Origin of the sequence: Pseudaquabacterium inlustre (genome assembly GCF_038066595.1) — a bacterium.
Lineage (GTDB): Bacteria > Pseudomonadota > Gammaproteobacteria > Burkholderiales > Burkholderiaceae_C > Pseudaquabacterium > Pseudaquabacterium inlustre.
The window spans coordinates 343,855-365,746 of record NZ_JBBUTH010000011.1 but is presented as its reverse complement, the minus strand read 5'-3'; the positions used below and the strand labels follow the sequence as shown (position 1 = coordinate 365,746).

Genomic DNA, 21,892 nt, shown 5'->3' with positions numbered 1-21,892 from the left:
GCCAGCTTGGGGCGGCCCGGCGCCTGGCCCGCTGGGCGCGCCGGTCAATCCGGCGTGAAGCTCAGCGGCTTGCCGCCCTGCGCGCTGGCCTGCTTCGACAGCTCGGCGAAGAACTCGCCGCCCTCACGGGTGTCCAGCCAGCGGCCATCCACGTGCTTGAAGTGCTGACCCGCCGCGCGCGAGGCCATCCACAGTTCATGCAGCGGCGGCTGGGTGTTGATGACGATCTTGCTGCCGCCCGGAAAGCTCAGCTCCAGCAGGCCGCCGGTGCGGTGCACGTCGATGTCGATGACATCGTCCTCGAGCCAGCGGTCGGTGGTGGCCTCGATGCGCGCCAGCACCGCGCCGGTGAGGCGGTGGAACTCGGCGTCGGACAGCGGCGTGGCGGCAGGGGCGGCGGTGCTCATGGTCGGTAAAATCCCGCAGATGACATTGCGATCGAGTGTAGCGAGGGCCCCTGCCCCCTGTCGGCCGTCGGGCAAGCGCCTGCAGCGCCTCGGATGCCGCACCGGCCTGCTGGCCGCGGTGGCCCTGCTGGGAGCCTGCGGCCAGAAGGGTCCGCTGACGCTGCCGGCCGGCGCTGCGCCCGCAGCCACCACCGCCTCGGCCCCGGGAGCCGCACGATGAGCACCTTGCCTGGCGCCCCCTTCCTCGAACGCCGCGCCGATGGCGCGCTGTGGCTCGACGGCGTGAACCTGCAGCAGCTGGCGCGCGAGCACGGCACGCCGCTGTACGCGTACTCGCGCAACGCCATGGTCAGCGCGGCCAGCGCCTACCAGCGCGCGCTGGCCGGGCGGCCGCACCTGCTGTGCTACGCGATGAAGGCCAACAGCAGCCTGGCCGTGCTGCGCACCTTCGCGCAACTGGGCTGCGGCTTCGACATCGTCTCGGCCGGCGAACTGGCGCGCGTGATCGCCGCCGGCGGCGATCCGGCCAAGGTGGTGTTCTCGGGCGTTGGCAAGCGGCGCGACGAGATGCGTGCCGCGCTGCAGGCTGGGGTTAAGTGCTTCAACGTCGAGAGCGAGTCGGAGCTGCGCACGCTGTCCGAGGTGGCCATCAGCCTGGGCACCACCGCACCGGTGAGCCTGCGCGTGAACCCCGACGTGGACGCCGGCACGCATCCGTACATCTCCACCGGCCTGAAGGGCAACAAGTTCGGCATCGCGCACGAGCGCGCCCGCGCGGTCTACGCCCAGGCCGCGCGCCTGCCGGGGCTGAAGGTGGTGGGCATCGACTGCCACATCGGCTCGCAGATCACCGACGCCAGCCCCTACCTCGACGCGCTGGACCGCCTGCTCGACCTGATCGAGCAGATCGAGGCCGACGGCGTGCCCATCCACCACCTGGATCTGGGCGGTGGCCTGGGCATCACCTACAGCGACGAGCAGCCGCCGGCCGCCGATGCGCTGGTGGGCGCGCTGCTGGCGCGCATCGACGCGCGCGGCCACGGCCACCGCGAGGTGCTGTTCGAGCCGGGCCGCTCCCTGGTGGGCAATGCCGGCGTGCTGCTGGCCGAGGTGTTGGTGCTCAAGCCCGGCGACGGCAGCGAAGGCAGCAAGAACTTCTGCATCGTCGATGCAGCGATGAACGACATGGTGCGCCCGGCCATGTACGAAGCCTGGATGGCCATCGAGCCCTGCCAGACCCGCGGTGACACGCCGGCGCAGGCCTGGGACGTGGTGGGGCCGGTGTGCGAATCGGGCGACTGGCTGGGCCGCGAGCGCACGCTGGCCGTGCGCGAGGGCGATGTGCTGGCCTTGCTGTCGGCCGGCGCCTACGGCATGACCATGGCCAGCAACTACAACACCCGGCCGCGTGCGGCCGAGGTGATGCTGGACCAGGGGCAGGCGACGCTGATCCGCCGCCGCGAACAGGTGCAGGACCTGTTCCGCGACGAGGTCTAGCAAGCCGGCCGAGCGCTCGGCCGCTCCGGAGCCGGCCGGCGACCCGCTCGGCGGGTGGCGCCGCGTACCCGCGGCGCCGGGTGCCTCAGATCCGCCCTTCGGTCACCGCGTGGCAGGCCACGCGGATGCCCTTGAACTCGGCCAGTTCGGGCCGCTCGCTGCTGCAGCGCGCATTGGCGTGCGGGCAGCGCGGGTGGAAGGCGCAGCCGCTGGGCGGGTTCAGCGGGTTGGGCACCTCGCCCTGCACCGGCGTGCGCTGGCGTCCGGTCATCGCGATGTCCGGAATCGCATCCAGCAGCATGCGCGTGTACGGGTGCCGCGGCGCGGTGAACAGCGTGCCGCGGTCGGCCAGTTCGACCAGGCGGCCGAGGTACATCACGCCCACCTGATCGGCCACATGCCGCACCACCGCCAGGTTGTGCGAGATGAACAGATAGGTCAGGCCCTGCCGGCGCTGCAGGTCCTTCATGATGTTCAGCACCTGGGCCTGCACCGAGACGTCCAGCGCCGAGGTGGGCTCGTCGCAGATCAGGAATTCGGGCTCGGTGGCCAGCGCGCGCGCGATCGAGATGCGCTGGCGCTGCCCGCCCGAGAACTGGTGCGGAAACTTCACCATGTCGGCCGCCGACAGACCCACCTGGGCCAGCAGCGCGGCCACGCGCTCGTCGAGCGCGCGCGCCTCGGTCACCAGGCCATGCTCCTGCAGCGGCTCGGCGATGATCTGGCGTACCGTCCAGCGCGGGTTCAAGCTGGCGTACGGGTCCTGGAAGATCATCTGCATTCGCCGGCGCAGTGCGCGCGCGCCGCTGCCGGCCAGGGTCTCGCGCGTGTCGGCGCCGTCGAAGCGCACCGCGCCCCGGCTGGGCGGGTACAGGCCCACCAGCAGCCGCGCCACCGTGCTCTTGCCGCAGCCCGACTCGCCCACCAGCGCCAGCGTGGTGCCGCGCGCGATCTCGAAGCTGACGCCATCGACCGCATGCACGAACTGCCGTGGCTTGCGCTCGATGACACGGTTGAGCCAGGGCGCCGAGACGTCGAAGATCTTGGCCAAGCCGTCGACCTGAACGAGCGGCGCGGTCATGCCTGGCCCCCGGCATGCAGCCAGCACGCGGCACGGGTGGCACCGGCCTCCATCAGGTCGGGCCGCTCGCTGCGACAGCGCTCATGCACCTGCGGGCAACGCGGATTGAAAGCGCAACCGGTGGGAATGGCGTTCAGCCGCGGCATCGCGCCGTCGATCTGCGCCAGGCGCTCCTTCTCCTGGTCCATCGCCGGGATCGAGCCCATCAGGCCGACGGTGTACGGATGCGCCGGGCGGTGGATGACCTCGGCCACCGGGCCGATCTCGGCGATGCGGCCGGCGTACATCACGGCCACGCGGTCGCAGGCCTCGGCGATCACGCCCATGTCGTGGGTCACCAGCATCACGGCGGCGCCATGCTCCTTCGTCAACTTCTTGAGCAGGCCGATGATCTGGGCCTGGATGGACACATCGAGCGCAGTGGTCGGCTCGTCGGCCACGATCAGCCGCGGCTCGGCGGCCAGGGCCAGCGCGATCACCACGCGCTGGCGCATGCCGCCGGAGAACTGGTGCGGGTAGTGGTCCACGCGCTGCTCGGCCGCCGGGATGCCGGTGTCCTGCAGCAACTGGATGGCGCGCTGGCGTGCCGCGGCGGCATCCAGCCCCAGGTGCACCTGCACCGTCTCGATGATCTGCTGGCCCACCGTGAACAGCGGGTTCAGCGAGGTCAGCGGGTCCTGGAAGATGGCGCCAATCTGGCGACCACGGATGCGGCGCATGGCCTCGGGCGGCAACTGATCAATGCGCTGGCCGTCGAAGTGGATCTCGCCGCCGGCCACCCGGCCGGGCGGCTCCAGCAGGCCGATGATGGCGGCACCGGTGAGCGACTTGCCGGCACCCGATTCGCCCACCACGCCCAGGATCTCACCCGGTGCGATGGTGAAGGAGATGTCGTCGAGGGCGCGCAGCGTGCCGCGCCGGGTGGGAAATTCCACCCGCAGGTGGCGAACGTCGAGCAGGGATTGGGTCATCGAATCCAACATCAGCGCAGGCGCGGGTTCAGCGCATCGCGCAACCAGTCGCCCAGCAGGTTCACGCTCAGGGCCACCAGGATCAGCACCAGGCCGGGGAAGATGGTGATCCACCATTCGCCCGAGAACAGGAAGTCCTGGCCGATGCGGATCAGCGTGCCCAGCGACGGTGAGGTGGGCGGCACGCCCACCCCCAGGAAGGACAGCGTGGCCTCGGTGATGATGGCCGACGCGACCTGGATGGTGGCCAGGATGAACACCGGCCCCAGCACATTGGGCAGCACATGCCGGCGCATGATGCGAAGTGGCGAGACGCCGATCACCCGCGCCGCCTGCACGTACTCCTTCTGGCGCTCGACCATGGTGCTGCCGCGCACCGTGCGTGCGTACTGCACCCAGCCGGTCAGCGAGATGGCCAGGATCAGCACCGAGAAGGCCAGCGTCTCGTGGGCGTTGGGGAACATCGCCCGGCCCACGCCGTCGATCAGCAGCGCCACCAGGATGGCGGGGAAGGACAGCATCACGTCGCACACGCGCATGATGAAGGCATCCACCCGGCCACCGACGAAGCCGGCCAGCAGGCCCAGGCCCACGCCGATCACCAGTGACAGCAGCACCGACGCAAAGCCCACGAACAGCGAGATGCGCAGGCCGTACATCAGCGACGAGACGATGTCGCGGCCCTGGTCGTCGGTGCCCAGCCAATAGGTGGCCTTGCCCTCGGGCATCCAGGCCGGCGGCAGGCGGGCGTCCATCAGGTCCAGCGAGGCCAGGTCCTGCGGGTTGTGCGGCGCCAGCCAGGGTGTGAACAGCGCGCAGACCAGGAAGGCCAGCGCGATGACGGTGGACGAGATGGCCACCGGTGAATGGCAGAAGGCGTACCAGACGTCGCTGTCACGCAGGCGGGCCAGCCAGCCGGGCGCCTGCGCCGGGGCGGCGCCAGTCGGAACAATGGGGGTGGAGGACATCTTGGAAGCGTGAGCCCGGATCAGTGGCCGCCGGCTGCGCGCTCGACGCGCAGGCGCGGATCAACCGCCACGTACAGCAGATCGACCGCGAGGTTGATGCTGACGAAGACCAGCGCGATCAGGCACAGGTAGGCCGCCATCACCGGGATGTCGGCGAACTGCACGGCCTGGATGAACAGCAGGCCCATGCCGGGCCACTGGAACACCGTCTCGGTGACGATGGCGAACGCGATGATGTTGCCCAGTTGCAGGCCGGCCACGGTGATCACCGGCACCAGCGTGTTCTTCAGCGCATGGCGGAAGTACACCAGCCGATCCGGCAGGCCCCGTGCACGGGCGAACTTGATGTAGTCGGTGCGCAGCACCTCCAGCATCTCCGATCGCACCAGGCGCAGCACCAGCGCCATCGGGAACAGGCTCAGCGTGAAGGCCGGCAGCAGCAGATGCTTGAGGCCATCGCCCGTCAGCAGCCCGGTGGTGAACGGCCCGATGGCCACCACCTCGCCGCGGCCGAAGCTGGGCAGCCAGTTCAGGATCACCGCGAAGATCAGGATCAGCAGGATGCCGATCAGGAAGTTGGGCAGCGACACGCCCAGCAGCGATCCGGTCATCACCAGTTGTGCGCCGGCCTTGCCACGGCGCAGCGCCGCATAGACGCCGGCCGGGATGCCCAGCGCCAGGCCGATCAGCGCGGCCAGCACGGCCAACTCCAGCGTGGCCGGAAAGCGCTCGGCAATCAGCGTCGACACCTTGCGCCCCTGGCGCAGGCTGATGCCGAACTCGCCCTGCGCCGCATTGCCGACAAAGCGGGCGAACTGCACCACGAAGGGCTGATCGAGGCCAAGGTCGCTGCGCAGCTGCGCACGCTGTTCGGCGGTGGCGTCCTGCCCCAGCAGGTTGGTGACCGGATCACCGACGAACTGGAACAGCATGAAGGCGATGAACGCGACCGTGAACATCACGATCAAGGCCTGGAACACGCGGCGGAGGATGAAGGCAAGCATTCAGGAAAGCGCAGTCAAGAGGCGCATTGTGCCCTGCGCAAGCACCGTGCCCGCTACGCGTTTGCCCATGAAAAAAGCCGCCCCGAAGGGCGGCTTCTCGGATTCAGACGGTGACGTCTGGATCAGAAGATGTGGCGAACGCCAGCACCGTAGCCGGTGGAGGTGAAGCCGCTGCCGGTGGACACGCCGCCCAGGGCGATGGCCGAGGCACCCTTGTTGCTCAGGCGACCGTACTGGGTGTACAGGGCGGTGCGCTTGGACAGGTTGTAGATGTACTCGAAGCCCAGCAGGCTGGCGTCGTTGGCGCTGGTGGTGCCACCTTCGGCATTGCCCTTGGCGTACGAGGCGCGGAACTCACCCTGGCCCAGCGGCACGCTGGTGCTGAATTGGTAGCTGGTGTACTTCAGAGCACCGTACTTGCGCTGGTCGTACTGGGCCAGCAGCTTGGCCACGCCCAGGTTGTACGAAGCGCCAACGTTGAACACCTTGTACTTGTCAGCCGTGCCGAGGTCAGTCTGCGACATGGCCACAGCCACGTCCACCGGGCCAGCGGCGTAGCCGAGGCGGAAGCCGGTGTACTTGTTACCCTTGGTGCCTTCACCAGCAGCGATCTGGGCAGAGCCATACAAGCCGCCCAGGTTGCCCGGGGTGAAGTAGCCGACCATGTTGTTGGCGCGCACGGCGGTCGTGGCACCCGAACCCAGACCCGCCGGGGTCGAGGCGTAGATGTTCGAGAAGTTGCCGAAGCCGTTGGCGCCGTAGGCGTCGAACGAGGCCACGTTCGTGAAGGTGTTGGTGTAGTCACGACCCAGACGGACTTCACCGAAGCTGCCCAGCAGGCTGACGGTCGAACGACGCTGGAAGTTCAGGCCACCGGGGGTGCCGTCGTCGTTGCTCATGCCGCCTTCGATCCAGAAGCCGGCCGACATGCCGCCGCCCAGATCTTCCGTGCCGCGGAAGCCGAGGCGGTTGCTGTTCAGTTGGTTCGAACCCATGGACTTCTGGGTGATCGAACCGTTCTTCACGCTGTTGACGCTCAGGTCAACGATGCCGAACACGGTCAGCGAGGATTGGGCCGAAGCGGCACCGGCGAAAGCGCCGAGGACGGCCAGAGCCAGCAGAGACTTTTTCATTGCGACTATCTCCTAGGTTGAACAAGAGGTCCCGATCCCGTAGAGAACCCTCTCACCGGGAACGGTGGGGGCCGGTCAGGCCAACCTCCTCATCGGAAGTTGCGGTTATTGCACCAGACCCCCGCAGGCCTTGCAAAGATTTGCCGCCAAAAAGCGCGAGGCCTGTTGTCTGCCAACAACGCACCGTCGGCACCCCGAGGCCGCCCCGGCACCTGCGGGCGCTGCGCTATCCTCGACGGCCCATGCCCACGTCCGATGCCCTGATCGCCAGCGCCGATCTCGCGCTGCGCACACTGTCCGGCGGCGCCCGCGCCGGCCGGCCGATACCCCGCCCCGACCGGTCCGGCAGCCCGGCGCCTGACACCTCACTGCCGCCCGAACTGCGCCGTGAAGCCGGTGCGTTGATGCGCGTGAACCATGTCGGCGAGGTCTGCGCCCAGGCGCTGTATGCCGCGCAGGCGCTGGTGGCGCGCGACGCGGCGGTGCGTGCGCAGATGCTGGCCGCAGGGCGCGAGGAGACCGATCACCTGGCCTGGACCGCCCAGCGCCTGACCGAACTGGGCGACCGCCCCAGCCTGCTGAACCCGCTGTGGTACGCCGGCGCGTTCTCGATCGGCCTGGTGGCCGGCGCGATGGGCGACCGCGTGAGCCTGGGCTTCCTGGCCGAAACCGAGCGCCAGGTGGAGGCCCATCTGGCCGGCCACCTGGATCGCCTGCCGGCCGAGGACGCAGCGTCGCGCGCCATCGTCGCGCAGATGCGCGACGACGAGGCCCGTCACGCCGACGACGCGCAGACCACCGGCGCAGCCCCCCTGCCCGCACCGGTGCGCTGGCTGATGCGCGCGGCCGCCAAGGTCATGACCACCACCGCGCACCGCGTCTGACCGGCGCTGAGCGCGCCGCCACCCGGTGGCCAGCGTGGCCACTCAGCCCTCGACCACCTCGTGGCTGGTCGTCACCTCGGCGGTCTTGCTCAGCATGATGGTGGCCGAGCAGTACTTCTCGTGCGACAGCGCGATCGCGCGGGCCACTGCCGGCTCGGGCAGGTTCTTGCCGGTGACGGTGAAGTGCAGGTGGATCTTGGTGAACACCTTGGGATCGGTCTCGGCACGCTCGGCGCTCATCTTCACCTGGCAGCCGCTGACCGCGTGGCGGCCGCGCTTGAGGATCAGCACCACGTCGTAGGCGGTGCAGCCGCCGGCGCCGGCCAGCAGGGTTTCCATCGGACGCGGCGCCAGATTGCGGCCGCCGCCATCGGGGGCACCATCCATGGTCAGCACATGGCCGCTGCCCGTCTCGGCCATGAAACCCATGCCGCTGCTGGGCACCCAGTGAATCGTGCAGTCCATCGTCGATCTCGCTCGCAGGTCTGGTGAGGTGTCTTGGTGCGCCTCGCGCACCGTGGCTGTGCATGCATGCACTGCACATTCGAGCCTTCGCTCTAACAGCCGTCCGCGGATGATATTGCGGCGCAACATTCCAGCAGCTAGACTAGGCCCATCGGGTTCGCAAATCAGGGTTTTCACCCAGGCCTGCTGAACCCCACCGGTTGTCTCCTCCACCTCCTCCATTGGTGGTTACGGCCCAGGGCGCAAGCCCTGGGCCGCTTTTCTTGGTGGGTCAGGCACGCCAGGCAAGCGGCCAGAGGGCGGCGGCTATCATGCCGCGCTGCACAACGAGCCCGCCCGCAGGAGATTTCCGCATGCCCCGCGCCAAGACCGGCGCCGCGTCGACGACGACCCGGACCGCCCCCGACTACCTGCAAAAGATCCTCACCGCGCGGGTCTACGACGTGGCCATCGAGTCACCGCTGGACGTGGCCAAGACCCTGTCGCGCCGCCTGGGCAACCAGGTGCTGCTCAAGCGCGAGGACCAGCAACCGGTGTTCAGCTTCAAGCTGCGCGGCGCCTACAACAAGATGGCACACCTGTCGGCCGAGCAGTTGCAGCGCGGCGTGATCTGCGCCTCGGCCGGCAACCACGCGCAGGGCGTGGCGCTCAGTGCCAAGCGCATGGGCTGCCGTGCGGTGATCGTGATGCCGGTGACCACGCCGCGCCTGAAGATCGACGCCGTGACCGCGATGGGCGGCGAGGTGGTGCTGTTCGGCGACAGCTACTCCGATGCCTACGGCCATGCGGTGGAACTGCAGAAGGCGCAGGGCCTGACCTTCGTCCACCCCTTCGACGACCCCGACGTCATCGCCGGCCAGGGCACGATCGCGATGGAGATCCTGCGCCAGCACCAGCAGGGGCCGATCGACGCGGTGTTCGTGGCCATCGGCGGCGGCGGCCTGATCTCGGGCGTGGCCAGCTACATCAAGGCCGTGCGCCCGGAGATCAAGGTCATCGGCGTGCAGACCACCGATTCCGACGCCATGCTGCGCTCGGTGCAGGCCGGCAAGCGCGTCACGCTGCCCGACGTGGGCCTGTTCGCCGACGGTACGGCCGTCAAGCTGGTGGGCGAGGAGACCTTCCGCATCACGCGCGAGCTGGTCGACGACTTCGTGGTGGTCGACACCGACGAGGTCTGCGCCGCGATCAAGGACGTGTTCCAGGACACGCGCAGCATCCTCGAACCTTCGGGCGCGATGGGCGTGGCCGCGGTCAAGCAGTACGTGGCCAAGCACAAGCTCAAGGGCCAGACCTTCGTCGCCGTGACCTGCGGCGCGAACATGAACTTCGACCGCCTGCGCTTCGTCGCCGAGCGGGCCGAGTTCGGCGAGCAGCGCGAGGCCCTGTTCGCCGTCACCATCCCCGAGGAGCGCGGCTCGTTCAAGCGCTTCTGCGAACTGGTGGGCCCGCGCGCGGTGACGGAGTTCAACTACCGCATCTCGCACGAGAACGTGGCCCATGTGTTCGTCGGCCTGGCGATTGGCAAGCGCGACGAGGCCGACAAGATCGCGCGCAGCTTCGTCAAGCAGGGCTTCGCCACCGTCAACCTCACCGACGACGAACTGGCCAAGGAGCATGTGCGCCACATGGTCGGCGGCCGTTCGGCGCTGGCCGCCAGCGAGCGGCTGTTCCGCTTCATCTTCCCCGAGCGGCCGGGCGCGCTGATGAAGTTCCTCTCCAGCATGGCGCCCGACTGGAACATCAGCCTGTTCCACTACCGCAACCAGGGCGCCGACTACGGCCGCATCCTGGTCGGTCTGCAGGTGCCCGACACGGCCGCCGACCGCAAGGCCTTCAAGGCCTTCCTGCAGACGCTGGCCTACCCCTGCGTCGAGGAAACCAGCAACCCGGTGTATCAGTTGTTCCTGCGTTAAAGCGGCTGTCCCTACACTCGGCGGCATGTCGCTGATCGCCGAAACCGCCAACCCCCTGCTCGAGCGCGCCCTGCTCGACAAGCTGCTGCGCCGCGGCGAAGGCCCGGGCAGCCTGGGTGAACTGGAGCCGGTGGCCGTGCGCTTGGGCCTGCTGCAGCACTCGCTGAAGCCGCGCTTTCGCGAGCCGCAGCTGGTGGTCTTCGCGGCCGACCACGGCCTGGCGGTCGACGGCCTGCACCCCTCGGCGGGCAAGCAGACCGACGAGATGGCGCTGCAGATCCTCGACGGCCAGCAGCCGCTGGCCGCCTTCGCCCGCCAGATGGGGCTGGCGCTGTCGGTGGTCGACTGCGGCCTGGCCAGCCAGTTGCCGGCCCATGAACGGCTGCTGCAGCGCAAGATCGCCCACGGCACCCGCAACACCCGCGTCGGCCAGGCCATGACGGTCGACCAGGCGCATGCCGCCATCCGTGCTGGCATGGAGATCGGCGACACGCTGCCGGGCAACCTGGTGGCCTGCGCCGGCCTGGGCGTGGGCTCGCTGGAAAGCGCGGCGCTGGTGCTGGCCCGGCTGACCGACACGCCGGCGCGCGAGCTGGTGAACGCCGGGCCGTCGATGTCGCCCGAGACCCTGGCCCAGGTGATGATCATCGTGCAGGGCGCACAGGGCCGGCACCGCGACGTGGCCGACCCGGTGGAGGTGCTGGCCGCCTTCGGTGGCTTCGAGGTGGCGATGATGGTCGGCGTGATGCTGGTCGCCGCCAGCAAGCGCCACCTGATCATGGTCGACGGCCTGGCGGCCTGCGCGGCGCTGCTGGTGGCCTCGCGCATCGCGCCGGCGGTCACCGACTACTGCGTGTTCTGCCGCAGCCGCAACCACCACGGGCTGGACAAGGCGCTGTCGCTGTTCCAGGCCAGCGCACTGCTCGAGCTGGGCCTGGACACGCTGGACGGCACCGGCGCCTGCCTGTCCTGGCCACTGGTGCGCAGTGCCGCGGCCCTGCTGTCGGAAGTGATCGACGCCGAGGAACTGCCCTCGCGTCCGGCCGGCTTCGAGGCGCCCCAGGTGCACAGCCTGTACGACCCGGCGCATCCGGACATCCCGGGCCTGCACGGGCGCTGACGGCAACGGTCGGTCGCCCGGCGTCCCTCCGATGTCTGCCCGACGTCGGCCGGCGCCGTTCAGCGCTGTTGCGGGTTGACGTTCTCGCCGTCCGGCGGTGCGCTCATCGGCGCCTCGCCACCGGCCACCGGTGCGCCCGGCACCGCCAGCTGCCCGCCGGCCGCGGCCGCAGCGGCAGCGCGCGCCTGGGCATTGGGCGTGCCCGGCATGCCGCCGGGCGACGCGCCCATCGGCACCACCGGCAGCCCGGCCGGCGCACCTGGCTGGCCCGGCAGGCCCGCCACCGGCGGCAGGCCCGGCTGTGGCACGGCCACGCCCAGGGCATCGGCCGGCCGGCCGCGCTGCGCGGCCGCCAGCGGCGGCAACTCCAGGGTCAGGCTTGGCGCGGCGCCGGCAGCGCCCAGCTCGGCGCGGCGGTGGCTCACCGACAGCAGGCGCAGGCCGGGCTCGACCTCGCTGCCCACGCGCCAGGTGCGCGCCGGCTTGCCGTCCACGGCGATCAGGGCCAGACCACCCGACTGGCCAGCGCCCGGCGCGGCGAGACCCAGCAGCCGGAAGCGGCTGTCCGCCGCCACCGGCGCGGCCTCGGCCACCGGCTTGGGCGCGGGCACGCCGAGCACGCGGCTGAGGTCCATGCCCGCCGGCGCCGCGGGCTGGGCCAGGCTGGCGCCCGGCGGCACCGGCGTGCCCCGCGCCCAGAACTTCAAGCCCCAGGCCAGGGCGCTGACCCCCACGGCAGCCCAGACCAGCAGCGACAACAATCGCGTAACCATGCGCCGATTATGATCGGCGACTGTTTCTCCAATGCCTCCAACAGCGACGTCGCAGCCCCGCAGCAATGCGCCCCGGCTGATCCGCCGCCGACGCACACTCGCCCCATGCCGTCCATCTCCCTGCGCCGCCCGCTGCACGCCGTCCGCCGCGGCTTCACGCTGATCGAACTGCTGGTGGTGCTGGTGATCATCGGCGTGCTGGCCGCGCTGATCGTGCCCAATGTGCTCGACCGGGCCGACGACGCCCGCGTCACCGCGGCGCGCACCGACGTCAACAACCTGATGCAGGCGCTCAAGCTGTACAAGCTGGACAACCAGCGCTTCCCCAGCGCCGAGCAGGGCCTGGAGGCCCTGGTCAAGAAGCCCAGCACCGGCAGCGTGCCGCCGAACTGGCGTGCCTACCTCGACAAGCTGCCGGCCGACCCCTGGGGCCGGCCGTACCAGTACGTGAACCCCGGCGTGAAGGGCGAGGTGGATGTGTTCAGCCAGGGCGCAGACGGCCAGCCGGGTGGCGATGGCAAGAACGCCGACATCGGCTCCTGGCAGTGACGGGCGGCCCTGCGGGGCCGCACGCTGCCACGCCGGCGCCGCCCCCTCGGCGCACGGCTTCACGCTGGTGGAACTGCTGGTGGTGATGGTGCTGGTGGCCATCGTCGCCGGCACGGCCGCCCTCGCGCTGCGCGACGGCGAGTCGGCCCGCCTGGACCGCGAGGCCACCCGCCTGGCCGCGCTGCTCGAAGCCGCCCGTGCCGAGGCCCGCGCCAGCGGCGTGGCGGTGCGCTTCGAACTGCGCGACGGCGGCTTCGCCTTCGCCGGCCTGCCCGAGCGCCTGCGCCCGCCCGAGGGCTGGCTCGACAGCGGCGTAGTGGCACGCATCGAGAACCCCGCCGCGGCGCTCGCCGGCGGCAGCGGGGCCAGCCCGCCCGTGGTGGCGCTGGGCCCCGAGCCGCTGATCGGCGCGCGGCGCATCGTGCTGAGCCTGGGCGACCGGCAGCGCGTGCTGGCCACCGACGGCCTGTCCCCGTTCGCGCTGCAGGACGGCGGCGCGGACGCCCCGCCATGAGCACGCCGCGGCGTGCCGGCTTCACGCTGGTGGAGGTGCTGGTGGCGCTGGCCATCATGGCCATCGCGCTGGGCGCGGGGCTGCGGGCCTCGGGCGCGCTGACCGGCAATGCGCAGCGCCTGGCCGACGTCACCGCCGCACAGTGGTGCGCCGACAACGCGCTGACCGGCCTGCGCCTGTCGCGGCAGTTTCCGGGGGTCGGCGAATCCGAGTTCCAGTGCCAGCAGCTGGGCCGCGACTACCGTGGCGTGCTGCGCACCCAGGGCACGCCGAACCCCAACTTCCGCCGCGTCGACGCGGTGGTGCTGGACGACGGCGGCCGGGTGCTGCTGAGCCTGTCCACCGTGCTGGGCCGCTACTGATGACGCCGCACGCACGCCGGCTGCAGGGCTTCACGCTGGTCGAGGTGCTGGTGGCGCTGTTCATCATGGCCGTGATCGCCGCGATGGGCTGGCAGGGCATCGCCACCATGGCCCGCTCGCGCGAGGTGGCGGCCACGGCCAGCGAGCGCACGCTGCGCCTGTCGGCCCTGATGGGCCAGTGGGAGCACGACCTGCAGGCCATCTACGACGGCCCGCAGGTGCCCGGCGTGGCCTTTGACGGCGCCACGCTGCGCCTGGTGCGGCGCGTCGGTGAGGGTGGCCCTGGCGACGACGGCGTGCAGGTGGTGGCCTGGACGCTGCGTGGCGACACCTGGCGCCGCTGGGCCGGCCCTGTGACACGCCGCGCCGACGCGCTGCAGCAGGCCTGGCTGGCCAGCTTCCAGCTGCAGGGCCCCGAGCCCGGCCAGCTGCGCCTGCTGGAGGGCGTGGGCGGCTGGCAGGTCTACTTCTGGCACGACCAGGGCTGGAGCAATGCCCAGTCCACCGGCAACCTGAGCGTGGCGCCGCCGCCCGTCACGGCCACCGGCACCACGGGCACGGCCAGCACGGCCGGCACCACCGCCCGCACCCGCCTGCCGCGCGCGGTGCGGCTGCAGCTCACCCTGCCCGAGGGCAGCCTGACGCGCGACGTGCAACTCGCCCCGCAACAGCCATGACGCCGCGACCGCATCGCCCGCACCAGGCGCCACGCCGGCCCGTTCGACGCGCTCGGCCGGCGGGTGGCGCCGCGCTGCTGGTGGCCATGGTGCTGCTGACCGTGGTGGCCACGCTGGCCTCGGGCATGGTGTGGCTGCAGTGGAAGGCGGTGCAGGTCGAGGCCGCCGAACGCAGCCGCACGCAAAGCGCATGGATCCTGCACGGCGCACTCGACTGGGCGCGGCTGATCCTGCGCGAGGACGCCCGCTCGGGCCGCCCCACCAGCCTGCACGAACCCTGGGCCACGCCGCTGGCCGAGGCGCGGCTGTCCACCTTCCTGTCGGCCGACGCCAACCGCAACGACGACAACGACATCGAGGCCTTCCTGGCCGGCAGCATCGTCGACGCGCAGTCGCGCTACAACCTGCGCAAGCTGGTCGATGCCCAGGGCAAGCTGGTGCCGGCGCAACAGCAGGTGCTGGAGCGCCTGTGCGCCAACGCCGGGCTCTCGCCCAGCGTGGCCTCGGTGCTGGCCAGCGGCCTGCAGGCGGCCTGGTCGGTGGGTGTGCAGGCCGCCGCCAGCGGCGGCACGGCCAGCACCGTGGCCGACGCCCCGCTGGCCCCGCAGAGCGTGGCCGACCTGGCCTGGCTGGGCGTGGACGCGGCCTCGCTGCGCCGGCTGGCCCCGCTGCTGACGCTGCTGCCCGAGGCCACCGCCGTCAACCTGAACACCGCGCCGCGCGAGGTGCTGGCCGCGGTGGTGCCCGGCCTCGACCTGGGCGGCGCCGACCGCCTGGTGCAGGCGCGCCAGCGCAAGGCCTTCGCCGATGTGGGCGAGGCCGCCCAGCAGCTCGGCGGCCAGATCACGCTGCCCGCCGGCGACGTGGACGTGAAATCGCAGTACTTCGAGGTGACCGGACGCATGCGCCTGGACCAGCGCGTGCTGGAGGAGACCTCGCTGGTGCGCCGCAACGGCCTGGACGTGGCCGTGCTGCAACGCGAGCGCAAGGCCCGCTTCGCCGATGAATTCCGCTGATGAGCAGCAACAGTGCTGCGACACAATGCCCCGCCAGCCGCGGCGCAGGCGACCCACCCGGGCGCGCCGTCCGTGGCGGGCGCCAGGCCGTCGTACCGAAGTCGAACCCCCTCTGAGATGCCGCAACTCGTGATCCTGCTGCCGGCGCGGCCGCGCGAGAGCGCCACGCCCGACACCCCGGCCGCACCGCCCGCCGCATGGGCCTGGGCGCTCACCACCGACGGCCTGACCCTCACCCGCCAGGGCCGCGACACGCCCGCGCAGATGCCCGAGGCCGACACGGTGGTGGCCGTGATCGGCGCCGCCGATGTCGCCTGGCACCACCCGCAGCTGCCCAAGGCCCCGGCCGCGCGGCTGCGGGCTGCGCTGGGCGGACTGCTCGAGGATCAGCTGCTCGACGACGACGAGGCCGTGCATCTGGCCGTGGCGCCCGGCGCCACCGCCGGCGCCCCGGCCTGGGTGGCGGCCCTGAACAAGCCCTGGCTGCAGGCCCAGCTGGCCGCGCTGGCGGCCGGTGGCCGGCATGTCGAGCGCGTGGTGCCCGCCCTGCAGCCGCCCGACCCGGCCACCGCCGATCCGGCGCCGGACGGCACGCGCGCGGCCGATGCCCAGCCGCCGCAGGCCCATGTGTTCATCGCCGACACGCCGGCCGACGCCTCGGCCGCCCCGCAGGCCTGGCTGGCCGGCATCGACGGCGCCGCGCCGCTGTGCCTGCCGCTGGCCGGCGGCCTGGCCACCGCCTGGCTGGCGCGCGCCCGCGAACGCGGCCTGCGCCTGAGCGCCACGCCGGCCGCCGCCACGCTGGCCGAGCGCGCGCTGGCCCAGGCCGGCGGCGGCGGTGCCGCTGCGGTGGCCGTGGTCAGCGAGGCCGAGCAGGCGCTGGCCGCGCTGCGCTCGGGCTGGCAGCTGCTGCAGTTCGACCTGGCGCCGCAGCACCGCGGCCTGCGCGCCGCCGGCCAGTTGCTGGGCCTGTGGCGCAGCCCGGCCTGGCGCCCCGCGCGCATCGGCCTGGCCGCGCTGCTGGGCGTGCAGCTGATCGGCCTGAACGCCTGGGCCTGGCAGCAGCGCAGCGCGCTGGCCAGCCAGCGCAGCGCCGCCGAGGCCCTGCTGCGCAGCGCCCATCCGCAGGTGCGCGCCATCCTCGATGCACCGGCCCAGATGCGCCGCGAGACCGAGCTGCTGCGCGAGCGCGCCGGCGTGGCCGGTGACGGCGACCTGGAAAGCCTGCTCGCCGCCGCCGCCGCGGCCTGGCCCGATGGCGCCGCACCGGCCACGCAGCTGCGCTTCGAGCCCGGCCGGCTGAGCCTCACCCCGCCCGCCTGGGCGCCACCGCAGCTGGCGCAGTTCCGCCAGCGCCTGCAGGTGGCCGGCTGGTCGCTCGAGCAGAGCGACGGCCGCCTGGTGGTGCAACGCGGCCGGCCGGCGCCGGCCCCCACCGCAGGAGCGCGCCCATGAGCCGCGTCACCCGTCCCGGCCCGCTGGGCCAGGCCCTGGCGCCTGCCCGGGCCGCCCTGCTGGCCCAGTGGCAAGGCCTGGCCCCGCGCGAGCGCCGCGGCGTGGCCGTGGCCGCTGCGCTGCTGGGCGTGGCCCTGCTGTGGTTCGTGGCCATCGCCCCGGCCTGGCGCACGCTGCGCGAGCTGCCGGCCCAGCGCGAGGCGCTGGAGTCGCAGCTGCAGCAGATGCAGGGCCTGGCCACCGAGGCCCAGGCGCTGCGCGCCGTGCCGCCGGTGCCGACCGAGCAGGCCACCACCGCGCTGAACGCCGCCGCCCAGCGCCTGGGCGCGCAGGGCCGGCTGACACCGCAGGGCCCGCAGCGCATGGTGCTGACGCTGCAAGGCGCCAGCAGCGCACAGCTGGCGGCCTTCCTGGGCGAGGCGCGGGCCGGTGCGCGCGCCCGCGTGCTGGAAGCCACGCTCAACCAGACCGGCCCCGGCAGCTTCGACGGCAGCCTGGTGCTGGCCATCGGAGGCGCGCCGTGACGCTGCGCCGCGGCGGCGCGTCCGCACGCCCTGCGCTGTCGGCGCCGTCGGCCGAGGTCGGGCGCTGGCGCCGCGCACAGCGCGCGGGCCGGCGCTGGGGCGCCTGGGGCCTGGCCCTGGGCGCGCTGCTGGGCGTGGCCACGCAGGCCCCGGCGCAGTGGCTGGCCGATGCGCTGCAGCAGGCCACCGGCGGCCGCGTGCTGCTGGCCCAGGCCGAGGGCAGCGTGTGGCAGGGCAGCGCCGTTCCGGTGCTGACCGGCGGGCCCGGCAGCCGCGACGCCTCGGCCCTGCCCGGTCGCCTGCACTGGCAGCTGCGCCCCGGCTGGAGCGGCCTGACCCTGCACGCCACCCAGGCCTGCTGCCTGAGCGGCGCGCTGCAGGCGCGCCTGTCGCCACGCTGGGGCGGCTGGACGCTGCAGCTCGACGGCCGGCCCGACGGCCAGCCGCTGGCCAGCTGGCCGGCCGCCTGGCTGGCCGGCCTGGGCACGCCGTTCAACACGCTGCAGCTGGGTGGCCTGCTGCAGGTGGCCACGCCGGGCCTCACGCTGCAGTCGGCGCAAGGCCGTCTGCAGGTGGCCGGCGCGCTGATGCTGGAGTTGCGCGACACGCAGTCGCGCCTGTCACCGCTGCCGGTGCTGGGCAGCTACCGGCTGCGCATCGACGGCCTGCCACCCGGCCAGCCCGGTGCCGGCACCGGCGACGGCGCCCGGCTGCAACTCGACACGCTGGACAGCGCCGGCCAGATCAGCCCGCTGCGCCTGAGCGGCAACGGCCAGTGGAGCGGCGCGCGGCTGCGCTTTCGCGGCCAGGCCGAGGCGGCCGCCGGCCAGGACGGGCCACTGGCCAACCTGCTCAACATCATCGGCCGGCGCCAGGGGGCGCTGTCCGTCATTTCGATCGGATGACCATGAAACTGCGAGCCCGCCGCCCGCACGACGCCGTGCTGTTGCCCACGCTGCTGGCCCTGGCCTGCACCAGCCTGCAGCCGCTGACCGCCGCCGCCCAGGCGCCGCAGCCGGCCCCCGGCATCGACACGCCGGCCGCCGCCAGCCCGGCCCGCCGCGCCGGCCGCAGCGCGCCGGTGACGCTGAACTTCGTCAACGCCGACATCGAGGCCGTCAGCCGCGCGATGGCGGTGATGACCGACCGGCAGATCCTGGTCGACCCGCGCGTCAAGGGCGTGGTCACGGTGTACAGCGAGCAGCCGGTGTCGGTGGCCGAGGGCTGGCGCCAGTTCCTGGCCGCGCTGCGCGGCTTGGGCTTCGCGGTGGTGGACAGCGCCGGCCTGCTGAAGGTGGTGCCCGAGGCCGACGCCAAGCTGCAGACCGGCACGGTGAGCGTGGGCAGCGCCGGCACCGCGGCGGGGCCGGCGGCCAAGGGCGACCAGGTCATCACCCAGGTGTTCCGCCTGAACTACGAGAACCCGAACAACCTGGTGGCCGTGCTGCGGCCGCTGATCAGCCCCAACAACACCATCAACGCCAACCCCGGCAACAACACGCTGGTGATCACCGACTACGCCGACAACCTGACGCGGCTGGGCAAGATCATCGCGGCGCTGGACCAGCCGGCCGGCACCGACGTGGAGGTGGTGCCGCTCAAGCACGCCGTGGCCGCCGACCTGGCCGCGCTGGTGCAGAAGCTGGGCGACGCCGGCACGGTGGCGGTGCCCGGCGCGCCCGCCAGCGCGGGCGGCATGTCGGTGACGGCCGATGTGCGCAGCAACGCGCTGATCGTGCGCGCCGCCAACCCGGCCCGCCTGGCCGCGCTGCGCGCGCTGATCGAGCGGCTGGACACGCCCGGTGCCGGCGGCGCGGCCGGCCAGATCCATGTCGTCTACCTGAAGAACGCCGACGCCGGCAAGCTGGCCACGGTGCTGCGCGCCGCGTTCGGCAGCGGCTCGGGCGGCGGCGGCAGCACCGGCGGCTCGCTCGGCGGCCAGGGCACCGCTGGCAGCGGCATGGCGAGCGGCAGCCTGAACACCAGCGGCCAGGGCGGCGCGGCCAGCAGCACCGTGGCCAACACGCCGCTGGCCGCGTCGGCCCAGCCGTCCACCGGCGGCTTCATCCAGGCCGACCCGGCCACCAACTCGCTGGTGATCACCGCCGCCGAGCCGCTGTTCCGGCAGATCCGGGCGGTGATCGAGCAGCTCGACGGCCGCCGCGCGCAGGTCTTCGTCGAATCGATGATCGTCGAGATGGACGCCACCAAGGCCGCCGAGTTCGGCTTCCAGTGGCAGGGCCTGCTGGGCAAGAGCGGCGACCGCTACGGCCTGGTGGCCGGCACCAACTTCGGCACCAGCGCCAACAACATCATCAACCTGTCCAGCCTGGCCAGCGCCAGCTCGGTGGCGGCCACCACCGCCACCAACGGCCTGAACCTGGGCCTGATCCAGAAGGTCAACGGCGTCTACACGCTGGGCGCGGTGGCGCGCTTCCTGGAGACAGTGGACGGCACCAACATCCTGTCCACGCCCAACCTCGTGGCGCTGGACAACGAGGAGGCCAAGATCGTCGTGGGCCAGAACGTGCCCTTCGTGACCGGCACCTACACCACCACCTCCACCACCACGTCCAACCCGTTCCAGACGGTCGAGCGCAAGGACGTGGGCCTGACGCTGAAGATCAAGCCGCAGATCGGCGAGGGCGGCACGATCCGCATGAACGTGTACCAGGAGAACTCCAGCGTGGTGGGCACCACCGCCACCGCATCGAACGGCCCCACCACCAACAAGAACGCGCTGGAAACCACCGTGGTGGTGGACGACGGCGCCATCATGGTGCTGGGCGGCCAGATGAAGGAGAACTACTCCAGCAGCCAGAACAAAGTGCCACTGCTGGGCGACCTGCCGTATGTGGGCAGCCTGTTCCGCAGCGAGAGCCGCACGCGCAACAAGACCATGCTGCTGGTGTTCCTGCGCCCGGTGGTGATGCGCGATGCGGCCAGCGCCGCGCAGCTGAGCATGGACCGCTACGACGCCATCCGCGCGCGCCAGGTCGAGGCCCAGCCCCAGGCCACGCCGGCGCTGCCGATCGGCGACGCGCCGGTGCTGCCCGAGCAGGCCACCCGGTCGGTGCCGGCCAAGCCGGCCGGCGAAGCCACCCGCTGACCCCCCGCAGCCCGCGAGCACGCCCCCGATGGCCACCCGCCACCCCCTGCCCTACGCCTTTGCCAAGGCCCACACCCTGCTGCTGGAAGACGACGGCCACGAGCGCGTGCTGTGGGCCGCCGACGCCAGCCCCGCCCGCGCGGCCAGCGCCCTGGCCGAGGTGCTGCGCACCCAGGCCGTGCACCGCGTCGAGCACGAGGACGCCGCGCGCCTGGCCGAGCGCATCGCCGCCGCCTATGCCGGTGGCGAGGGCAGCGCCGCCGCCGTGGTGGGCGAGGTGGAGAGCGCCGTCGACCTCAGCCGCCTGCTGCAGGACCTGCCGGCGGTGGAAGACCTGCTGGAGGCCGCCGACGACGCGCCCATCATCCGCATGCTCAACGCGCTGCTGACGCAGGCCGCGAAGGACGGCGCCAGCGACATCCACATCGAGGCCTACGAGCGCAGCAGCGCGGTGCGCTTCCGGGTGGACGGCACGCTGCGCGAGGTGGTGCAGCTCAACCGCGCGCTGCACGCCGCGCTGATCAGCCGGCTGAAGATCATGGCCGAGCTCGACATCGCCGAGAAGCGCCTGCCGCAGGACGGGCGCATCAGCCTGCGCATCGGCGGCCGCGCCATCGATGTGCGCGTGTCCACGCTGCCCAGCGCGCATGGTGAGCGGGCGGTGCTGCGCCTGCTGGACAAGACCGAATCCAAGTTCACGCTCGAGGGCCTGGGCATGAGCGGCGAGGTGCTGGGCGCCTTCGACCGCCTGGTGCACCAGCCGCACGGCATCGTGCTGGTCACCGGCCCCACCGGCTCGGGCAAGACCACCACGCTGTACGCCAGCCTGGGCCGCATCGACACCGGCAGCACCAATGTGCTGACCGTGGAAGACCCGGTGGAGTACGAGCTGCCGAACATCGGCCAGACCCAGGTCAACGCCAAGATCGACCTGACCTTCGCCAAGGCCCTGCGCGCCATCCTGCGGCAAGACCCCGACGTGATCATGATCGGCGAGATCCGCGACTTCGAGACCGCGCAGATCGCCATCCAGGCCAGCCTCACCGGCCACCTGGTGCTGGCCACGCTGCACACCAACGATGCGCCGAGTGCCGTCACGCGCCTGATCGACATGGGCGTGGAACCCTACCTGCTGTCCAGCAGCCTGCTGGGCGCCCAGGCGCAGCGCCTGGTGCGCAAGCTGTGCGGCGCCTGCAAGCGCCAGGATGGACACGGCCGCTGGCACCCGGTGGGCTGCCCGGCCTGCGGCCACAGCGGCTACAAGGGCCGCACCGGCGTGTACGAGCTGATGGTGGTGGACGACGCGCTGCGCGAGCTGATCCACAACCGCGCCGCCGATGCCGACGTGGCCGCCGCCGCGCGCGCCAATGGCTACGTGACGATGCGCGAGGACGGTGAGCGCCTGGTGGCCGAGGGCATCACCTCGGCCGAAGAAGTGATCCGCGTGACCCGCGACTGATTCCCCAG

General features: G+C 72.1%; 23 protein-coding genes. 15 read left to right on the top strand and 8 right to left on the bottom strand.

Annotated elements, in window-relative coordinates; genetic code table 11:
• Nucleotides 1-44 precede the first annotated feature (44 nt).
• Nucleotides 45-407 carry an iron donor protein CyaY gene (gene cyaY, locus AACH10_RS24360; RefSeq protein WP_341413150.1) on the bottom strand — a complete coding sequence of 121 codons (363 nt, stop codon included), beginning with the start codon at nucleotides 405-407 and terminating at the stop codon, nucleotides 45-47.
• Here cyaY and lptM point away from each other — a divergent pair.
• The gene (gene lptM / locus AACH10_RS25370; RefSeq protein WP_423228655.1) at nucleotides 289-627 is read left to right on the top strand and encodes an LPS translocon maturation chaperone LptM; all 339 of its coding nucleotides are present in this window, start codon (nucleotides 289-291) and stop codon (nucleotides 625-627) included. The genes cyaY and lptM overlap by 119 nt on opposite strands.
• Nucleotides 624-1,904 carry a diaminopimelate decarboxylase gene (gene lysA / locus AACH10_RS24355; RefSeq protein ID WP_341413149.1) on the top strand — a complete coding sequence of 427 codons (1,281 nt, stop codon included), beginning with the start codon at nucleotides 624-626 and terminating at the stop codon, nucleotides 1,902-1,904. Before lptM ends, lysA begins: the two co-directional genes overlap by 4 nt.
• 85 nt (nucleotides 1,905-1,989) lie before the next feature.
• Here lysA and AACH10_RS24350 read toward each other — a convergent pair whose 3' ends face one another.
• From AACH10_RS24350 to AACH10_RS24330, 5 genes are all read right to left on the bottom strand, one after another.
• Nucleotides 1,990-2,985: an ABC transporter ATP-binding protein gene (locus AACH10_RS24350; protein ID WP_341413148.1), complete on the bottom strand. Its 996-nt coding sequence runs from the start codon at nucleotides 2,983-2,985 to the stop codon at nucleotides 1,990-1,992.
• Complete coding sequence (locus AACH10_RS24345) at nucleotides 2,982-3,956, bottom strand: ABC transporter ATP-binding protein (RefSeq protein ID WP_341413147.1); 975 nt, start codon at nucleotides 3,954-3,956, stop codon at nucleotides 2,982-2,984. The genes AACH10_RS24350 and AACH10_RS24345 overlap by 4 nt, the downstream gene beginning before the upstream one ends.
• 11 nt (nucleotides 3,957-3,967) lie before the next feature.
• On the bottom strand, nucleotides 3,968-4,924 hold the full coding sequence (locus AACH10_RS24340) for an ABC transporter permease (RefSeq protein ID WP_341413146.1): 957 nt from the start codon (nucleotides 4,922-4,924) through the stop codon (nucleotides 3,968-3,970).
• Nucleotides 4,925-4,944: 20 nt separating this feature from the next.
• Nucleotides 4,945-5,928 (bottom strand): ABC transporter permease, encoded by a 984-nt coding sequence (locus AACH10_RS24335; RefSeq protein WP_341413145.1) that lies wholly within the window; start codon nucleotides 5,926-5,928, stop codon nucleotides 4,945-4,947.
• A 122-nt stretch (nucleotides 5,929-6,050) separates the two neighbouring features.
• Nucleotides 6,051-7,061: a porin gene (locus tag AACH10_RS24330; RefSeq protein WP_341413144.1), complete on the bottom strand. Its 1,011-nt coding sequence runs from the start codon at nucleotides 7,059-7,061 to the stop codon at nucleotides 6,051-6,053.
• Nucleotides 7,062-7,303: 242 nt separating this feature from the next.
• On the opposite strand from AACH10_RS24330, the gene coq7 reads away from it, so the two are divergent.
• Complete coding sequence (gene coq7 / locus AACH10_RS24325) at nucleotides 7,304-7,945, top strand: 2-polyprenyl-3-methyl-6-methoxy-1,4-benzoquinone monooxygenase (RefSeq protein WP_341413143.1); 642 nt, start codon at nucleotides 7,304-7,306, stop codon at nucleotides 7,943-7,945.
• A gap of 42 nt (nucleotides 7,946-7,987) precedes the next feature.
• On the opposite strand, the gene AACH10_RS24320 is transcribed toward coq7, so the two are convergent.
• The gene (locus tag AACH10_RS24320) at nucleotides 7,988-8,410 is read right to left on the bottom strand and encodes an OsmC family protein (RefSeq protein ID WP_341413142.1); all 423 of its coding nucleotides are present in this window, start codon (nucleotides 8,408-8,410) and stop codon (nucleotides 7,988-7,990) included.
• A gap of 353 nt (nucleotides 8,411-8,763) precedes the next feature.
• Between AACH10_RS24320 and ilvA the strand changes: the two genes are divergently transcribed.
• Together ilvA and AACH10_RS24310 are read left to right on the top strand one after the other, a co-directional pair.
• Nucleotides 8,764-10,326: a threonine ammonia-lyase, biosynthetic gene (gene ilvA, locus AACH10_RS24315; RefSeq protein WP_341413141.1), complete on the top strand. Its 1,563-nt coding sequence runs from the start codon at nucleotides 8,764-8,766 to the stop codon at nucleotides 10,324-10,326.
• A 25-nt stretch (nucleotides 10,327-10,351) separates the two neighbouring features.
• A complete protein-coding gene (locus AACH10_RS24310; protein WP_341413140.1) occupies nucleotides 10,352-11,446 on the top strand; it encodes a nicotinate-nucleotide--dimethylbenzimidazole phosphoribosyltransferase in 1,095 nt (364 codons plus the stop codon).
• A 59-nt stretch (nucleotides 11,447-11,505) separates the two neighbouring features.
• On the opposite strand, the gene AACH10_RS24305 is transcribed toward AACH10_RS24310, so the two are convergent.
• Nucleotides 11,506-12,219 carry a type II secretion system protein N gene (locus tag AACH10_RS24305; RefSeq protein WP_341413139.1) on the bottom strand — a complete coding sequence of 238 codons (714 nt, stop codon included), beginning with the start codon at nucleotides 12,217-12,219 and terminating at the stop codon, nucleotides 11,506-11,508.
• 105 nt (nucleotides 12,220-12,324) lie between these two features.
• On the opposite strand from AACH10_RS24305, the gene gspG reads away from it, so the two are divergent.
• From gspG to gspE, 10 genes are all read left to right on the top strand, one after another.
• Complete coding sequence (gspG, locus tag AACH10_RS24300) at nucleotides 12,325-12,768, top strand: type II secretion system major pseudopilin GspG (RefSeq protein WP_341413138.1); 444 nt, start codon at nucleotides 12,325-12,327, stop codon at nucleotides 12,766-12,768.
• Nucleotides 12,695-13,282 (top strand): prepilin-type N-terminal cleavage/methylation domain-containing protein, encoded by a 588-nt coding sequence (locus AACH10_RS24295; RefSeq protein ID WP_423228654.1) that lies wholly within the window; start codon nucleotides 12,695-12,697, stop codon nucleotides 13,280-13,282. The genes gspG and AACH10_RS24295 overlap by 74 nt, the downstream gene beginning before the upstream one ends.
• Nucleotides 13,279-13,644 carry a type II secretion system minor pseudopilin GspI gene (gene gspI / locus AACH10_RS24290; RefSeq protein ID WP_341413136.1) on the top strand — a complete coding sequence of 122 codons (366 nt, stop codon included), beginning with the start codon at nucleotides 13,279-13,281 and terminating at the stop codon, nucleotides 13,642-13,644. Before AACH10_RS24295 ends, gspI begins: the two co-directional genes overlap by 4 nt.
• Nucleotides 13,644-14,321, top strand: a complete 678-nt coding sequence (locus AACH10_RS24285; RefSeq protein ID WP_341413135.1) for a prepilin-type N-terminal cleavage/methylation domain-containing protein — start codon at nucleotides 13,644-13,646, stop codon at nucleotides 14,319-14,321. The genes gspI and AACH10_RS24285 overlap by 1 nt, the downstream gene beginning before the upstream one ends.
• Entirely contained in the window at nucleotides 14,318-15,337 is a 1,020-nt protein-coding gene (gspK, locus tag AACH10_RS24280; RefSeq protein WP_341413134.1) for a type II secretion system minor pseudopilin GspK, read from the top strand. Before AACH10_RS24285 ends, gspK begins: the two co-directional genes overlap by 4 nt.
• A 117-nt stretch (nucleotides 15,338-15,454) precedes the next feature.
• Nucleotides 15,455-16,792, top strand: coding sequence for a type II secretion system protein GspL (gene gspL, locus AACH10_RS24275; protein ID WP_341413133.1), 1,338 nt, complete (start codon nucleotides 15,455-15,457; stop codon nucleotides 16,790-16,792).
• On the top strand, nucleotides 16,789-17,316 hold the full coding sequence (gene gspM / locus AACH10_RS24270) for a type II secretion system protein GspM (RefSeq protein ID WP_341413132.1): 528 nt from the start codon (nucleotides 16,789-16,791) through the stop codon (nucleotides 17,314-17,316). Before gspL ends, gspM begins: the two co-directional genes overlap by 4 nt.
• The gene (gene gspN, locus AACH10_RS24265; protein ID WP_341413131.1) at nucleotides 17,313-18,221 is read left to right on the top strand and encodes a type II secretion system protein N; all 909 of its coding nucleotides are present in this window, start codon (nucleotides 17,313-17,315) and stop codon (nucleotides 18,219-18,221) included. The genes gspM and gspN overlap by 4 nt, the downstream gene beginning before the upstream one ends.
• Nucleotides 18,222-18,223: 2 nt before the next feature.
• Nucleotides 18,224-20,425, top strand: a complete 2,202-nt coding sequence (gene gspD / locus AACH10_RS24260; protein WP_341413130.1) for a type II secretion system secretin GspD — start codon at nucleotides 18,224-18,226, stop codon at nucleotides 20,423-20,425.
• A gap of 28 nt (nucleotides 20,426-20,453) precedes the next feature.
• Nucleotides 20,454-21,884: a type II secretion system ATPase GspE gene (gene gspE / locus AACH10_RS24255; protein ID WP_341413129.1), complete on the top strand. Its 1,431-nt coding sequence runs from the start codon at nucleotides 20,454-20,456 to the stop codon at nucleotides 21,882-21,884.
• Nucleotides 21,885-21,892 lie beyond the last annotated feature (8 nt).

What these genes read in the sequence shown, in the direction of transcription:
- lptM (WP_423228655.1), top strand. Translation starts at nt 289, where the DNA reads ATGACATCGTCCTCGAGCCAGCGGTCGGTGGTGGCCTCGATGCGCGCC.
- cyaY (WP_341413150.1), bottom strand. Translation starts at nt 407, where the DNA reads ATGAGCACCGCCGCCCCTGCCGCCACGCCGCTGTCCGACGCCGAGTTC.
- lysA (WP_341413149.1), top strand. Translation starts at nt 624, where the DNA reads ATGAGCACCTTGCCTGGCGCCCCCTTCCTCGAACGCCGCGCCGATGGC.
- AACH10_RS24350 (WP_341413148.1), bottom strand. Translation starts at nt 2,985, where the DNA reads ATGACCGCGCCGCTCGTTCAGGTCGACGGCTTGGCCAAGATCTTCGAC.
- AACH10_RS24345 (WP_341413147.1), bottom strand. Translation starts at nt 3,956, where the DNA reads ATGACCCAATCCCTGCTCGACGTTCGCCACCTGCGGGTGGAATTTCCC.
- AACH10_RS24340 (WP_341413146.1), bottom strand. Translation starts at nt 4,924, where the DNA reads ATGTCCTCCACCCCCATTGTTCCGACTGGCGCCGCCCCGGCGCAGGCG.
- AACH10_RS24335 (WP_341413145.1), bottom strand. Translation starts at nt 5,928, where the DNA reads ATGCTTGCCTTCATCCTCCGCCGCGTGTTCCAGGCCTTGATCGTGATG.
- AACH10_RS24330 (WP_341413144.1), bottom strand. Translation starts at nt 7,061, where the DNA reads ATGAAAAAGTCTCTGCTGGCTCTGGCCGTCCTCGGCGCTTTCGCCGGT.
- coq7 (WP_341413143.1), top strand. Translation starts at nt 7,304, where the DNA reads ATGCCCACGTCCGATGCCCTGATCGCCAGCGCCGATCTCGCGCTGCGC.
- AACH10_RS24320 (WP_341413142.1), bottom strand. Translation starts at nt 8,410, where the DNA reads ATGGACTGCACGATTCACTGGGTGCCCAGCAGCGGCATGGGTTTCATG.
- ilvA (WP_341413141.1), top strand. Translation starts at nt 8,764, where the DNA reads ATGCCCCGCGCCAAGACCGGCGCCGCGTCGACGACGACCCGGACCGCC.
- AACH10_RS24310 (WP_341413140.1), top strand. Translation starts at nt 10,352, where the DNA reads ATGTCGCTGATCGCCGAAACCGCCAACCCCCTGCTCGAGCGCGCCCTG.
- AACH10_RS24305 (WP_341413139.1), bottom strand. Translation starts at nt 12,219, where the DNA reads ATGGTTACGCGATTGTTGTCGCTGCTGGTCTGGGCTGCCGTGGGGGTC.
- gspG (WP_341413138.1), top strand. Translation starts at nt 12,325, where the DNA reads ATGCCGTCCATCTCCCTGCGCCGCCCGCTGCACGCCGTCCGCCGCGGC.
- AACH10_RS24295 (WP_423228654.1), top strand. Translation starts at nt 12,695, where the DNA reads ATGTGTTCAGCCAGGGCGCAGACGGCCAGCCGGGTGGCGATGGCAAGA.
- gspI (WP_341413136.1), top strand. Translation starts at nt 13,279, where the DNA reads ATGAGCACGCCGCGGCGTGCCGGCTTCACGCTGGTGGAGGTGCTGGTG.
- AACH10_RS24285 (WP_341413135.1), top strand. Translation starts at nt 13,644, where the DNA reads ATGACGCCGCACGCACGCCGGCTGCAGGGCTTCACGCTGGTCGAGGTG.
- gspK (WP_341413134.1), top strand. Translation starts at nt 14,318, where the DNA reads ATGACGCCGCGACCGCATCGCCCGCACCAGGCGCCACGCCGGCCCGTT.
- gspL (WP_341413133.1), top strand. Translation starts at nt 15,455, where the DNA reads ATGCCGCAACTCGTGATCCTGCTGCCGGCGCGGCCGCGCGAGAGCGCC.
- gspM (WP_341413132.1), top strand. Translation starts at nt 16,789, where the DNA reads ATGAGCCGCGTCACCCGTCCCGGCCCGCTGGGCCAGGCCCTGGCGCCT.
- gspD (WP_341413130.1), top strand. Translation starts at nt 18,224, where the DNA reads ATGAAACTGCGAGCCCGCCGCCCGCACGACGCCGTGCTGTTGCCCACG.
- gspE (WP_341413129.1), top strand. Translation starts at nt 20,454, where the DNA reads ATGGCCACCCGCCACCCCCTGCCCTACGCCTTTGCCAAGGCCCACACC.